At 69.3% G+C, this 11,616-nt stretch carries 12 protein-coding genes; 3 read left to right on the top strand and 9 right to left on the bottom strand.

Annotated features, from left to right (window positions below):
- Positions 1–60: 60 nt before the first annotated feature.
- From ACFU7D_RS00895 to ACFU7D_RS00880, 4 genes are all read right to left on the bottom strand, one after another.
- Positions 61–1,209 carry an acyl-CoA dehydrogenase family protein gene (locus ACFU7D_RS00895; RefSeq protein ID WP_378725142.1) on the bottom strand — a complete coding sequence of 383 codons (1,149 nt, stop codon included), beginning with the start codon at positions 1,207–1,209 and terminating at the stop codon, positions 61–63.
- Positions 1,210–1,269: 60 nt separating this feature from the next.
- On the bottom strand, positions 1,270–2,640 hold the full coding sequence (locus ACFU7D_RS00890; protein WP_378862079.1) for an MDR family MFS transporter: 1,371 nt from the start codon (positions 2,638–2,640) through the stop codon (positions 1,270–1,272).
- Positions 2,641–2,847: 207 nt separating this feature from the next.
- On the bottom strand, positions 2,848–3,564 hold the full coding sequence (locus ACFU7D_RS00885; RefSeq protein WP_378725144.1) for a hypothetical protein: 717 nt from the start codon (positions 3,562–3,564) through the stop codon (positions 2,848–2,850).
- Between the two features lie 31 nt (positions 3,565–3,595).
- Positions 3,596–4,297, bottom strand: a complete 702-nt coding sequence (locus ACFU7D_RS00880) for an NAD-dependent deacylase (RefSeq protein ID WP_378862073.1) — start codon at positions 4,295–4,297, stop codon at positions 3,596–3,598.
- Positions 4,298–4,461: 164 nt separating this feature from the next.
- Here ACFU7D_RS00880 and ACFU7D_RS00875 point away from each other — a divergent pair, with 164 nt between their 5' ends.
- From ACFU7D_RS00875 to ACFU7D_RS00865, 3 genes are all read left to right on the top strand, one after another.
- The gene (locus ACFU7D_RS00875; protein ID WP_378862071.1) at positions 4,462–5,625 is read left to right on the top strand and encodes a beta-1,3-glucanase family protein; all 1,164 of its coding nucleotides are present in this window, start codon (positions 4,462–4,464) and stop codon (positions 5,623–5,625) included.
- A gap of 84 nt (positions 5,626–5,709) precedes the next feature.
- A complete protein-coding gene (locus ACFU7D_RS00870; RefSeq protein ID WP_378862068.1) occupies positions 5,710–6,120 on the top strand; it encodes a hypothetical protein in 411 nt (136 codons plus the stop codon).
- Positions 6,121–6,165: 45 nt separating this feature from the next.
- Positions 6,166–6,723: a hypothetical protein gene (locus ACFU7D_RS00865; protein WP_378862065.1), complete on the top strand. Its 558-nt coding sequence runs from the start codon at positions 6,166–6,168 to the stop codon at positions 6,721–6,723.
- 41 nt (positions 6,724–6,764) lie between these two features.
- Here the strand turns inward: ACFU7D_RS00865 and ACFU7D_RS00860 are convergent, their stop codons facing one another.
- The 5 genes from ACFU7D_RS00860 to ACFU7D_RS00840 all read right to left on the bottom strand — a co-directional run bounded on the left by ACFU7D_RS00860 (position 6,765) and on the right by ACFU7D_RS00840 (position 11,536).
- Positions 6,765–7,985, bottom strand: a complete 1,221-nt coding sequence (locus ACFU7D_RS00860) for a cation:proton antiporter (RefSeq protein WP_378862062.1) — start codon at positions 7,983–7,985, stop codon at positions 6,765–6,767.
- A gap of 99 nt (positions 7,986–8,084) precedes the next feature.
- Positions 8,085–9,146 carry a fatty acid desaturase family protein gene (locus tag ACFU7D_RS00855; protein ID WP_378862059.1) on the bottom strand — a complete coding sequence of 354 codons (1,062 nt, stop codon included), beginning with the start codon at positions 9,144–9,146 and terminating at the stop codon, positions 8,085–8,087.
- Positions 9,147–9,151: 5 nt separating this feature from the next.
- Positions 9,152–9,982 (bottom strand): ABC transporter permease, encoded by an 831-nt coding sequence (locus ACFU7D_RS00850; protein WP_378862056.1) that lies wholly within the window; start codon positions 9,980–9,982, stop codon positions 9,152–9,154.
- Position 9,983: 1 nt separating this feature from the next.
- Positions 9,984–10,724, bottom strand: a complete 741-nt coding sequence (locus ACFU7D_RS00845) for an ABC transporter ATP-binding protein (RefSeq protein WP_378862053.1) — start codon at positions 10,722–10,724, stop codon at positions 9,984–9,986.
- The gene (locus ACFU7D_RS00840) at positions 10,721–11,536 is read right to left on the bottom strand and encodes an alpha/beta hydrolase (protein WP_378862050.1); all 816 of its coding nucleotides are present in this window, start codon (positions 11,534–11,536) and stop codon (positions 10,721–10,723) included. Before ACFU7D_RS00840 ends, ACFU7D_RS00845 begins: the two co-directional genes overlap by 4 nt.
- Between the last annotated feature and the right edge of the window lie 80 nt (positions 11,537–11,616).

The raw sequence follows: 11,616 nt of genomic DNA, 5'->3' as shown, positions 1-11,616 counted from the left end.
CTCCGTGGAGAGGCCGCCCGCGGCGTACGGGTCTCGACAAGCTCGACCACCGAGGCCAGGTCAGAAGCCGAGGTCTCGGCCGATGAGCTCCTTCATGATCTCGTTGGAGCCGGCCCAGATCTTGGTGACGCGGGCGTCGCGCCAGGCGCGAGCGACGCGGTACTCGTTCATGAAGCCGTAGCCGCCGTGGATCTGGACGCAGTGGTCGAGCACCTCGGACTGCGCCTGCGAGGACCACCACTTGGCCTTGGACGCCTCGACCGGGGTGAGCTCACCGCGGGCGTGCGCGGCGACGCACTTGTCGACGTACGCCTCGGCGACCTCGATCTGGGTGACCAGCTCGGCGAGCAGGAACTTGTTGTGCTGGAAGGCGCCGATGGACTGGCCGAAGGCCTTGCGGTCCTTGGCGTACTGCACGGTCTCGAGCAGGATCTGCTTGGCCTGCGCGACGTTGGCGACCGCGCACGAGACGCGCTCCTGCGGGAGCTCCTCCATCATGTGGATGAAGCCGCGGTTGAGCTCGCCGATGACCTCGGCGTCGGTGACGCGTACGTTCTCGAAGAAGAGCTCGGCGGTGTCGGACTCCTCCATGCCGACCTTGTCGAGCTTGCGGCCGCGCGAGAAGCCCTCCTTGGTCGCCTCGATCGCGAAGAGGGTGATGCCCTTGGCGCCCTTCTCCGGGTCGGTGCGGACCGCGGTGATGACCAGGTCGCAGGAGTAGCCGTTGGTGATGAAGGTCTTGGAGCCGTTGATGACCCACTCGTCGCCGTCGCGCACCGCGGTGGTCTTCAGCGCGGCCAGGTCGGAGCCGCCGGAGGGCTCGGTCATGCCGATCGCGAGCAGGATCTCGCCGGAGGCAACGCCCGGGAGCCAGCGCTGCTTCTGCTCCTCGGTGCCGAGGCGGACCAGGTAGGGGGCGGTTATGTCGGAGTGGATGCCGACGCAGGTCGGGTAGGCCGCGCCGATCTTGGCGAGCTCCTCGGCGAGGACCGCGTTGAAGCGGAAGTCGTCGGCGCCGGCGCCGCCGTACTCCTCCGGGATCGCGAGCCCGAGGAAGCCGTTCTCGCCAGCCTCCAGCCAGAACTCGCGGGGCAGCGCCTTGTCGGCGATGTGCTTGTCGGTGTGGGGCTTGACCGAACGCTCCAGCCACTGCTGGACGGAGGCTCGGAAGTCCTCGTGGTCTTCCTCATAGTGGTCGCGCTTCAGCATGCCTCGGAGTCTACGACGCAGTGGTTACTCGGTGGTAACCCTCTCAGAATTCAATCCGGATCAGTCCTGCCGGATCCGGACAGGCGTACGCCAGGCCACCAGCAGCAGCGGCAACGAGACGATCAGGCCGACGATGAAGACGGTGTGCAGCGCCGGCGCGAGGACGTCGGCCGGCAGGGCTTCGAGAGGCGGCACCTCTCCCCCGGCGTACTCGCGCCGGACCAGGCCGTTGGCGACCGCACCGAAGAGCGCGACGCCCAGCGCCGAGCCGACCGAGCGGGCGAACATGTTGGACCCGGTCGCCACCCCGCGCACCTCCCAGTCGACCGCCGACCCGGCGGCGACGATGCCCGGGTTGACCGACCAGCCGAACCCGAGGCCGAGCACGAAGCACGGGATCGCCAGGTGCCAGATCGACGACGTCTCGCCGACCGTGATGAGCACCAGTCCGCCGACGACGACCAGCACCGCACCGAGCCCGACGGCGGTCCGAAACCCCCGAGAAAGATAGATCCGGCCCGCCGTGGCGGCGGCGATCGGCCAGCCGATGCTCATCCCGGCGAGCGCGAACCCGGCCACCAGCGCCGAGTGCCCGAGCACGCTCTGGGCATAGAGCGGGACGTACGTCGTGAGCCCGAGCATCACCACACCGACGATCAGGCTGGCGGCGTTGGCCGGCGCGAGGACACGGTGGCGCAGCACCCACGGTGGCAGCACCGGGTCGGCGGCGCGGCGTTCGACGAACCCGAAGACGACCAGGGCCGCGATGCCGACCGCGAAGATCAGATAGGACGGCCAGGAAGCCCACGCCCAGGCGTGCCCGCCCTCGAGCAGGCCGAGCAGCAGCGCGATCCCGCCGACGGTGAGCAGCCCGGCGCCGGACCAGTCGATGGCGCGCGGATCGGTCGCCGGGCGCCGCTCCTCGTGGAAGTGGCGCAGCAGCCACAGCGCGACCGCCCCGACCGGCAGGTTGATGAGGAAGATCAGCCGCCAGTCGAGGTAGTCGGCGAAGAGGCCGCCGAGCGTCGGCCCGACGATGGCAGCGGTGGCCCAGACCGAGGCGACGTACGACGTCGCGACCGCGCGCTCCTCCAGCGTGTAGATGTCGGAGACGATGGTCATCGCCATCGGCTGGATCGCCCCGGCACCGATCCCCTGGATCGCCCGGAAGACGATCAGCGCGGTCAGCGACCACGCCAGACCGCACAGCAGCGACCCGACCAGGAACGCGACGATCCCCGCGATCATCACCGGCTTGCGCCCGAGCCGGTCGGCGACCTTGGCGTAGAGCGGCGTGGTGACCGCGGTGGCCAGCACATAGATCGAGAAGAGCCACGGGAACTGCTCGAAACCACCGAGATCCTTGACCACGCTCGGCACCGCCGTCGCCAGGATCGTCATGTCGATCGCGACCAGGCTCAGCGACACCATCACCGCGAGCAGGATCGGGCCTCGTTCGCTACGAAGTCCTATGGAGCTGCGCGTGGGTCGGGTCGAAGTGGACACACCAGTGAGCAAGCCTCACGACCGCGCATTCATTCCTACAGAGTCATTCCTCCCGCGCACGGGCCGCGATGCGTACGTCGAGGTCGGTGTTCTCAGTTTTCCCGAAAACTGAGAATAACGGTGCGGTCGTTCTCACTTCTCCAGCTCGGCGAGGTCGAAGACCTCGTCGGCCGCGGGCTCCTCGACCTGGAACTCCTTGTCGAAGTCGGAGAAGGTGAGCTCGCCGGAGCTGCCCTGGGTCCACTTCACGATCCGGTGGGGCTCCGAGGCCCGAACGTACGTCCGGCTCTCGGTCTCGCCGTGGGTGACGTCGAGGCGGACAGCGGGGCCGTCGGCGGCCATCGCCGGACCGATCGCCTGGGCCTCGGCCTCCGGCGGGACCATCTGGGCGGTGAGGCTGTCGATGCTGCAGAAGGCGCGGAGGCTGGCCAGCTCGCCCTCGAGCTTCACCCACTTCTCACCGACCCGCTTGGCGATGCGCTCACCCTCACCCTTGGCCGGCGCGATCGACTTCCAGAACTCCTCGTCACCCTGGTACCAGGCCGAGCCGTCGATGGAGCGCAGCGAGATCTGGCCGTCGCCGATGCTGACCTTGCCGACGCAGGCGTCGTCGGCAGAGACGTCGAGGTCGACGGTGATCTTGGTGCTCTGCGAGTCGAGCACGTCGCCCTCGACATGCACGGTCTTGATGTCGTGCATCGCCGCGCGGGCATCCTCGGCGATCTGGTTGCCGGGCTCCTTCGCGTAGTCACGCGCCTGGGACAGCGATCCCTCCTCGTCACCACAGCCGGCGAGAGCGCTGGTCAGCGCGACGATGAGGACACTCAGGGGCACGGCTCTGCGGAACACGCGGCCTATCGTGACAGAAATTACGAAGGGGTCAACGCGAGAGGGCCTGTACGTCGGCAACCCACTCGGGCACGAGCTTCCCGGCCGGCCCCTGACGGGCGTCGTCGAAGAGGTGCGAGGTCTCGGACGAGTCCAGGTTGAGCTCGAGCGTCTTGGCCCCGGCACGGGTGGCCATGCGTACGAAACCGGCGGCCGGATAGACCGCGCCGCTGGTGCCGATGGCGACGAAGAGGTCGGCCCGGACGAGCGCCCGCTCGATCAGGTCGAGGTCGTAGGGCATCTCGCCGAACCACACCACGTCGGGCCTCAGCATGTCGTTGCCGCAGCCCGGGCAGGCCGGCCCGTCAGCCAGATCGTCGTCCCAGGCGAACCGGCCCTGACAGGAGTCGCAGAGCGCCGAGAGCAGCTCGCCGTGCATGTGCACCACCCGGCGGGAACCGGCGCGCTCATGGAGGTCGTCGACGTTCTGGGTGACCACGAGCAGCTCGTCGCCGAGGACCTGCTCGAGCCTGGCCAAGGCGAGGTGCGCAGGGTTGGGCGCCACCGCGCGCAGCTCCCGGCGGCGGTCGTCGTAGAACCGATGGACGGTCGCGGGATCACGATGGAACGCCTCGGGTGTCGCCACGTTGTCGACGTGGTGACCCTGCCAGAGCCCATCAGCATCCCGGAAGGTCGCGAGACCGCTCTCGGCGGAGATCCCGGCTCCGGTGAGCACGACAACTTTCACAAGCATTCAGGCTAGCGAGGTTGACGGAACATCCGCTGCCCCTGGGCGGCTGTTTTGGTCATCTGATCGGTAGTTGTAACAACTCAGACCGTCGATCGGTAGGCATAGACTTTTACTGTAAAGGACCCTTACTGTAATTCGGGTTCCTACAGCCCCACTCGGGAGGTCCCATGCTGACCAGACGATCTGTACTCGCCGCCACCTCTGCCGCCTTCGCCGTGCCACTCCTCGGCGGGACCGGCTGGCAGGCCGCACAAGCGATGCGCCCGCAACGACTCGGAGCCCAGGCCACCATCCAGCTCCGCTTCGCCAACCGGACCGGCGCGTACGACAACGCCTCCATCCACTTCTACATCGTCGGCACCAACCTGGCCACGGGCGAGCAGTCCCGGGTCACGCCCGAGGGCACGCTCGTGCCCGTCTCGCTCGCCGACAACGGCGCCGACGGCTACGCCGACTACGCGATCCCGTTCTCGGGGAGCGGCGACACGCTCTCCCAGATCCCCGCCGACATGTCGGGCCGGATCTACTTCTCGCTCGGCGACAAGCTGAAGTTCAAGGTCAACGAGGGCAACGCGCTCGCCTATCCGGCGGCATGGGTCGAGTCCGACCCCAGCTATGGCGTGCTGCACGACTGCGTCGAGTTCACCTACAAGAGCGGCCGGATCTACTGCAACACCACCATGGTCGACATGTTCAGCGTCCCGCTCTCGATCGCGCTGACCGGCGAGGAGTCCCCGACCACCGGCACCCTCGTCGAGGGCGGCCGCGCGAAGATCTTCTCCGCCGTCTCGGCCTCGCCCGACTTCGGCTCCCTCGTCGTCGACGACCGTCGGATCATCGCGCCGGGACACGGGCTGGACGCCGGGAAGTTCTCCTCGACGTTCTTCGACTCCTACATCGACCAGGTGTGGTCGAAGTACGCCGGCGAGTCGCTCGTCGTGAATGCGAACAACACCACCTTCACCGGCCGGGTGAGCGGCGACCAGTTCGTCTTCGACGGTGGGGTGAAGGCGTTCAGCCGGCCCTCGACCCGGGACGTGCTCTTCTGCGACGGCGCGCTGGCTGCCCCCAACGACGGCATCACCGGTCCCGTCGCCGCCGTGCTCGGCGCGGGCTTCAACCGGACCACGCTGCTCGCCTCCGCGAACCAGCCCACGAACGACCCTGCCGGCTTCTACCAGGGCGACCCGGTCCATGCGTACTGCAAGGCGATGCACGACAACACGGTCGACGGGAAGGCCTACGGGTTCGCCTTCGACGACGTCGGCGGCTTCGCCTCGTACGTCGAGGACAACGCCTCCGAGATGGCGGTGACGCTGACCCCGTTCTGACGGCTGACACGGTCGGCGTCCCCTCTATCGGGGATGGCCGACACGCCTCGTCCAGCGCGCCACGAGGGCCCGTACGGTCACACCATGTCGTACGTCGTCCTCGTGGCGTGGCTCGTCCAGGCAGCGGTCGGAGTCCTGCTGCTGACGGGCTGGTTCCGACATGGTCGCGTCCGTGCTCCGGTGGTGCTCACCCACGTCGGCCTCTCCGTCCTCGGGCTCGCCTGCTGGACGACGTACGTCCTGGTCGACCAGGTCCTCTGGGCCTGGGCGGCCTTCCTGCTCATCACCATCGGCAACGGCTTCGGCGACAACATGCTGCTGTGGCGTACGCGACGGATGGGCGGCAGCCACCTCTCGACCGTCAACGCCTACAAGGTCGCCCTCCGCTCGATCTTCAGACGCAGACTGCCGCTCCGGGTCGGGTTCCACGCCCTGTTCGCCGGCGTCGTGTACTTCTCCACCCTGGCCATCTGCGTCGTCGCGACCGTCTCCTAGCCCGTTCGTCCGTGCGGGGCACCGTGCGGCCGGGATACTGGGGCCATGGGTGCGGGTGGGGCGGTTCTGATCATCGTCGTCGGGGCTGTCCTGCTGTTCTTCGTGGCGGTGGCACTGATCCTGCTCGTGGCCGCCGGAGTCGTCCGGTTGTCGGGGAAGAATCCCAAGCCGCTGGCCTGGTCCGGGGTCGCCGTCCTCGCCGTGCCGGTGCTGTTCGTCGCCACGCTGGTCGTATGGGGGCAACTCACCCGCGACCCCGACACCATCGAGCTCGACCTGCGCGAGCCGGTCCTGCTCTCCAGCCTGCCCGAGGACAACGAGGACTTCCCCGGGATCCGCGACTACGACAGCGACCACGTCGTCCTCGTCCTGCCCGACGGCGAGCGCTTCGAGGCCGAGGTCGACGGGGTCCTGGTCTGGTCCGAGGACGGGTACGTCACCCGGGTCACCTTCGACCGGCGAGCCCGCGAGGCGGGCGAGACCGAGTCCCTCACCCGGGAGTGGGAGAGGAAGCTCGGTGGAGCCGGCACGGTGGAGGCTGATGCGGGCTACTCCGATCACGGGCGGGTCCGGGCAGCGGTGCTCGCCGAGCCGACCTCGTAGGGCACACCGTCTCGATCGGACGGTAAGCGCTTCGGGGCCGCTCAAGGGTCGGTCGGCGTGTCCGCTCCGGACCGGGGCTCATCGCGGGGCCGCGAGCGGCCCAACAGCACAGTCGCAAGCATGGGCAACAAGAGCACGGTGGTCGCGCCGGCGCCGACGAGCACCGAGGCGCTCTCGGTCGACATCTCACCCAATGACACCGAGACCGAGGTCACCGCGACGATGATGGGCAGCCCGGTGGCGGCGAAGAGCGCCACCGCCGCGCCGTCGCGGGTGTCGAAGCGGTCCTGCGGTGGCCCGAGAAAACGGCTGGCGAGGAACACGGGAAGGGCGCGGGCGATCAGGATGAGCGCAAGCACGGCCGCGAAGGCACCGGGGTTGCGCCCGATGGCTCGTGGATCGATGGCCATTCCCGAGGTCACGAAGAACACGGGCACGAGCAGTCCGAAGGCGATGCCCTCGAGCCGTGCCTCGAACCTCTCGTCGCCGTCGGGGAGGGCCAGCCGGAGGATGAAACCGGCTGCGAACGCAGCGAGCACGATGTCCAGGTCGAGCTCGTGCGCGACGAAGCTGAGGGTGACCAGCAGCAGGAGAGTCAGCCGCAGCGGGGTTTGACTGGTCGACTCCGCCCCATGACGAATGTGGACGAGCAACCACGAGCTGCCACCGCGCAGTCGAAGCGACGGGATCGTCAGCAGGAGAGCCACCGCGGCGAAGACCAGCAGGATCAGGAGCGATGTCGTCGCGCCGCGGGTGCCCAGAAGCAGTGCCATGGCCACGACGGGCCCGAGCTCGCCGTACGCACCGTGGCGCAGGACCGACTCGCCCACCCGTCCTGTGGTCATGCCGGAGTCCTTGAGGATCGGCAGCAGGGTTCCCAGGGCGGTCGACGTCAGGGCGATGGCCAGGGCCACCTCTCCATCAACGATCCCCGCCGTGGCCAGCAAGGCTGTGAGGGCGAACGCAAGGCCGAGACACGCCACCCAGGTCAGGCCAGCGCGTCGCCCGGCCCGCCCGATCAGCTCCGCAGGTTTGATCTCGAAGCCGGCCAGAAGGAACAGCATGCCCAGGCCGAGCTCGCTCAGCAGCTCGATGGGTGGGCCTTCGACGGCCAGGGTGAGCCCGAACGGCCCGATCAGCATTCCGAGTCCGAGGAGAAGGACGACCTCCGGAACCAGGCGGCGTGGGATCAAGCCGGCGACGATGGGAGCCACGACGGCGACGATCGAGATCCAGAGCAGTGACTCGGCAACGGAAGGCATGCGATTCCTCTCCCCGGGCGGCCCTGGACTCCGTCAGCACGGTAGTCGGACGCCGGGGCCGCCCTCCTCACCCACGATGGGCGATGTCCGGCCGTACGGTCAGCCTGTCCTGTTGGCCACGACGAACGGGCAGGCGAAGGGGTCGCGGTCGCCGAGGCCCACGCGGTTGAGGTGGCGGACGACGATGGCGTACGACTCCAGGAGGCCGGCCTCGGTGTAGGGGACGCCCTGCTCGGCACAGTAGGCGCGGACCAACGGTTGGGCGCGGCGAAGGCTGCTGCTCGGCATGCTCGGGAAGAGGTGGTGCTCGATCTGCAGGTTCAGGCCACCCATGAGCCAGTCGACCCAGCGCCCGCCGCGGATGTTGCGGGAGGTCAGGACCTGGCGGGAGAGGAAGTCGATCCTGGTGTCGCGCGGGACCAGCGGCATGCCCTTGTGGTTGGGGGCGAAGCTGGCGCCCATGTAGACGCCGAAGACGGCCAGCTGCACACCCAGGAACGCCGCGCCGAGGCCGAGGCCCAGCACCGAGAAGACCAGCACCGGCCAGCCGATCAGCCGCAGCGCGAGGAGCGCTGCCTCCGTACGCCGGTGCTTGAGGTCCCGGTCCTTGATCACGGTGAGGACGGCACCGACGTGGAGGTTGATGCCCTCGAGGGTCAGCAGCGGGAAGAACAGCCATCCCTGGCGGGCGGTGAGCCAGCGCTTGAGACCCGTGCGTCGCTCGACATCCTCGGGGGTGAACAGCAGGACCGAGGGGCGGATGTCCTCGTCCGCGTCGACCTTGTTCGGGTTGGCGTGGTGGCGGGTGTGCTTGCGCATCCACCAGCCGTAGCTCAGCCCGACGACCAGGTTGCCGAGGATCCGAGAGGCCCATTCGTTCTTCGGGCCGGAGGCAAAGATCTGACGGTGGGCGCCGTCGTGGGAGAGGAAGGCCGTCTGGGTGAACAGGACCCCGAAGGCCGCCGCGATCAGCAGCTGCCACCAGGTCTGCCCGAGGGCGAGCAGGGCGATCAGCGCGAGTGCGAAGCCGGTGCCGAGGAGGGCCACCCGCCGGGCGTACGTCCTCGGCGAGCGCTCCAAGAGACCCTCTTTCCTGACGCGACTCATCAGCTCGGTGTAGGCGTTGACCTGACGGCGCGCCTGGCTCGGGAGCGTGGTCATCGTGGTCACCTCCCCAGTCGGCGCAGTCGCGCCATGGCCAGCGGCAGGCAGACCGCGATGATGGCGACCGGCCACAGAACGGCCATGGTCAGGGCGTGCTCGCCGACCCAGGTAGCGGCGGGAGCGGCCGTGTTGCCGAAGAGCTCGCGGGTGGCGATGACGGTCGAGGAGAGCGGGTTCCACTCGGCGGGCAGGGCCAGCCAGCCCGGCATCAGGTCGGTCGGCACGATGGTGTCGGCGACCATGGCGAGCGGGAAGACGAGCGCGAAGTACTTCATCGCCGCCTCGGGGCCGCTGACCAGCAGGCCGAGCAGGATGCCGACCCACGAGAACGCCATCCTGAGGAGGATCAGGAGCCCGAGCGCGACGATCACCCCGCCGATCCCGAGATGGGCCTGCCAGCCGAACAGGGTGCCCAGCGCGAGGAGGATGGTCAGCTCGACCACGGCCAGGATCATGTCTGCCAGGGCGCGCCCGGCCAGCACCGCGACCGGCGACATCGGGAGGGATCGCATCCGGTCCAGCACCCCGCCGCGTACGTCCTCGGCGACCGAGATCGTGGTGTTGCCGATCCCGAAGGCCATGGTGAGCGCGAAGAGGCCGGGGAGCAGGAACTCGCGGTACTCCGCCCCCGGGACGTCCATCGCGACCCCGAAGGCCTCCCCGAAGACGAAGCCGAACATGGCCACCGCCATCACCGGGATCATCAGGGTGCCGAGGAGCTCGTCGGGGCGGCGGACGAGATGGAGGAGGTGGCGCTTGGCCACGACCCAGGTGTCGACCGTCGCCCACGTGATGCGTGATCCGTGGACGGTGGGTTCGGTCAGGGTGGTCATCTCAGGCCCCCTCGGTGATCAGCAGGAACGCCTCGTCGAGGTCGCGGCCGCCGACGCTGGACTTGAGCTCGGCGGGCGTCCCCTCGGCGACGACCCGGCCGCGGTCGACCATCGTGATGCGTGAACACAGCCGGTCGGCCTCCTCCAGGTACTGGGTGGTGAGCAGGACGGTCGTGCCGGAGTCGGCCAGCTCGCGGACCGCGTCCCAGACCTCGATCCGGCTGCGCGGGTCGAGACCGGTGGTGGGCTCGTCGAGGAAGAGCACCCGGGGGCTGCGGATCAGGCTGACGGCCAGATCGAGGCGCCTGCGCATGCCTCCGGAGTAGCCGCGCACCGGGCGGTCGGCGGCCTCGACGAGGTCGAAGCGCTCCAGCAGCTCGTCGGTTCGGGCACGTGCCTCGCGGGCTCGCATCCGGTACAGCCGGGCGAACATCTCCAGGTTCTGCCGACCGCTCAGGACGCCGTCGACGGCGGCGTACTGGCCGGCGATGCCGATCCGTGCGCGAACGCCGGCCCGGTCACGGGCGACGTTGCGGCCGGCGACCCAGGCCTGGCCCGAGTCGAAGCTGGCGAGGGTGGCCAGGATGCGTACGGTCGTGGTCTTGCCGGCTCCGTTCGGGCCGAGCAGGCCGTGGACCGTGCCGGCCGGGACGGCGAGGTCGATGCCGTCCAGGGCGGCGCCGCGGCCGGGGTAGCTCTTGCGGAGTCCCTGGGTCCAGACGGCGGGTTCGTCGGTGATCATGCTGCTGCCTCCATGTCGTGGGTGGGCCGGGCGGGTCGGGGGTTGTGCGGGGCGGTGGTGATGCCGGCCGGGGTCACCTGGTCGTAGCGACCCAGCGCGATCCGGGCGATGTTGAGCAGCGACTCGCTGCCCTCGGCGTAGTAGCCGCAGTGGCCGGGGATGTCGCCGGTCCCGAACCGGGTCGCGCCGAGCTCGAGCGGCCCACGACCGAGACCGAGACGCCCGACCCGCACCCGCGGGACCAGCCGGATCCGGTCGGTCTCGCCGTACGCGGCCCAGAGCCGGGTGCCGGTGCCCAGCTCGGAGCGCCGCACCGCACCCATCCCGGCGCTGCCCAGCGCCACGTAGTCCTCGGCACGGGCGCCGGCGAGAGCGAGGCCGGCGACGGTCGAGCCGTAGCTGTGGCCGATCAGGGTGAGGTGAGCGGCGCGCGGCAGGTAGTGGGTCAGGTTCGCCAGGTCCTGCGCCCCGGCGTAGGCCGGGACGTTGGTGATCGCGTTGTACCACTCCGGCGGCGAGTGGTAGCCCAGCCAGACCACGACTGCCGACCGGCTCTCGGGCGCGATCTCCTGCATCGTACGCAGCAGCAGCTGCCCCCGGGAGCGCGGAGAGTGGGCCTCGGTGCTGGTGAAGTAGTTGCCGAGGTGGTGGCCGTTTCCGGGCACGACGACGGCGATGTGGTCGGCGGTGGCGGCGTCCCCGAAGACCTCCACGACCCGCGCCCCTCCGGGCGGGTCGCAGGCGAGGAGGTGGGGTCCGATGGTTCCGTCGGCCTCGTTGAGGCCGTACCTGAGCGGCGTCACAACTGTCATGGCCGTGACGGTAGGAATCAGGTGTCGCGCCGCGCGTCACTCCCGGGAGCCATTCGACCCCCTACCGGGGTAGTGCGGGA

The organism is Nocardioides sp. NPDC057577, from assembly GCF_042801335.1.
In the GTDB taxonomy this organism is placed as follows: Bacteria; Actinomycetota; Actinomycetes; order Propionibacteriales; family Nocardioidaceae; genus Nocardioides.
Note: the sequence above shows the minus strand (reverse complement) of the source record. Positions and strands in the feature narration are given on the sequence as shown.

Excerpts from the sequence above, each read along its gene's own strand:
- ACFU7D_RS00895 (WP_378725142.1), bottom strand. The coding sequence starts at position 1,209 with ATGCTGAAGCGCGACCACTATGAGGAAGACCACGAGGACTTCCGAGCC.
- ACFU7D_RS00890 (WP_378862079.1), bottom strand. The coding sequence starts at position 2,640 with ATGGTGTCGCTGAGCCTGGTCGCGATCGACATGACGATCCTGGCGACG.
- ACFU7D_RS00880 (WP_378862073.1), bottom strand. The coding sequence starts at position 4,297 with ATGCTTGTGAAAGTTGTCGTGCTCACCGGAGCCGGGATCTCCGCCGAG.
- ACFU7D_RS00875 (WP_378862071.1), top strand. The coding sequence starts at position 4,462 with ATGCTGACCAGACGATCTGTACTCGCCGCCACCTCTGCCGCCTTCGCC.
- ACFU7D_RS00870 (WP_378862068.1), top strand. The coding sequence starts at position 5,710 with ATGTCGTACGTCGTCCTCGTGGCGTGGCTCGTCCAGGCAGCGGTCGGA.
- ACFU7D_RS00865 (WP_378862065.1), top strand. The coding sequence starts at position 6,166 with ATGGGTGCGGGTGGGGCGGTTCTGATCATCGTCGTCGGGGCTGTCCTG.
- ACFU7D_RS00860 (WP_378862062.1), bottom strand. The coding sequence starts at position 7,985 with ATGCCTTCCGTTGCCGAGTCACTGCTCTGGATCTCGATCGTCGCCGTC.
- ACFU7D_RS00855 (WP_378862059.1), bottom strand. The coding sequence starts at position 9,146 with ATGACCACGCTCCCGAGCCAGGCGCGCCGTCAGGTCAACGCCTACACC.
- ACFU7D_RS00850 (WP_378862056.1), bottom strand. The coding sequence starts at position 9,982 with ATGACCACCCTGACCGAACCCACCGTCCACGGATCACGCATCACGTGG.
- ACFU7D_RS00845 (WP_378862053.1), bottom strand. The coding sequence starts at position 10,724 with ATGATCACCGACGAACCCGCCGTCTGGACCCAGGGACTCCGCAAGAGC.
- ACFU7D_RS00840 (WP_378862050.1), bottom strand. The coding sequence starts at position 11,536 with ATGACAGTTGTGACGCCGCTCAGGTACGGCCTCAACGAGGCCGACGGA.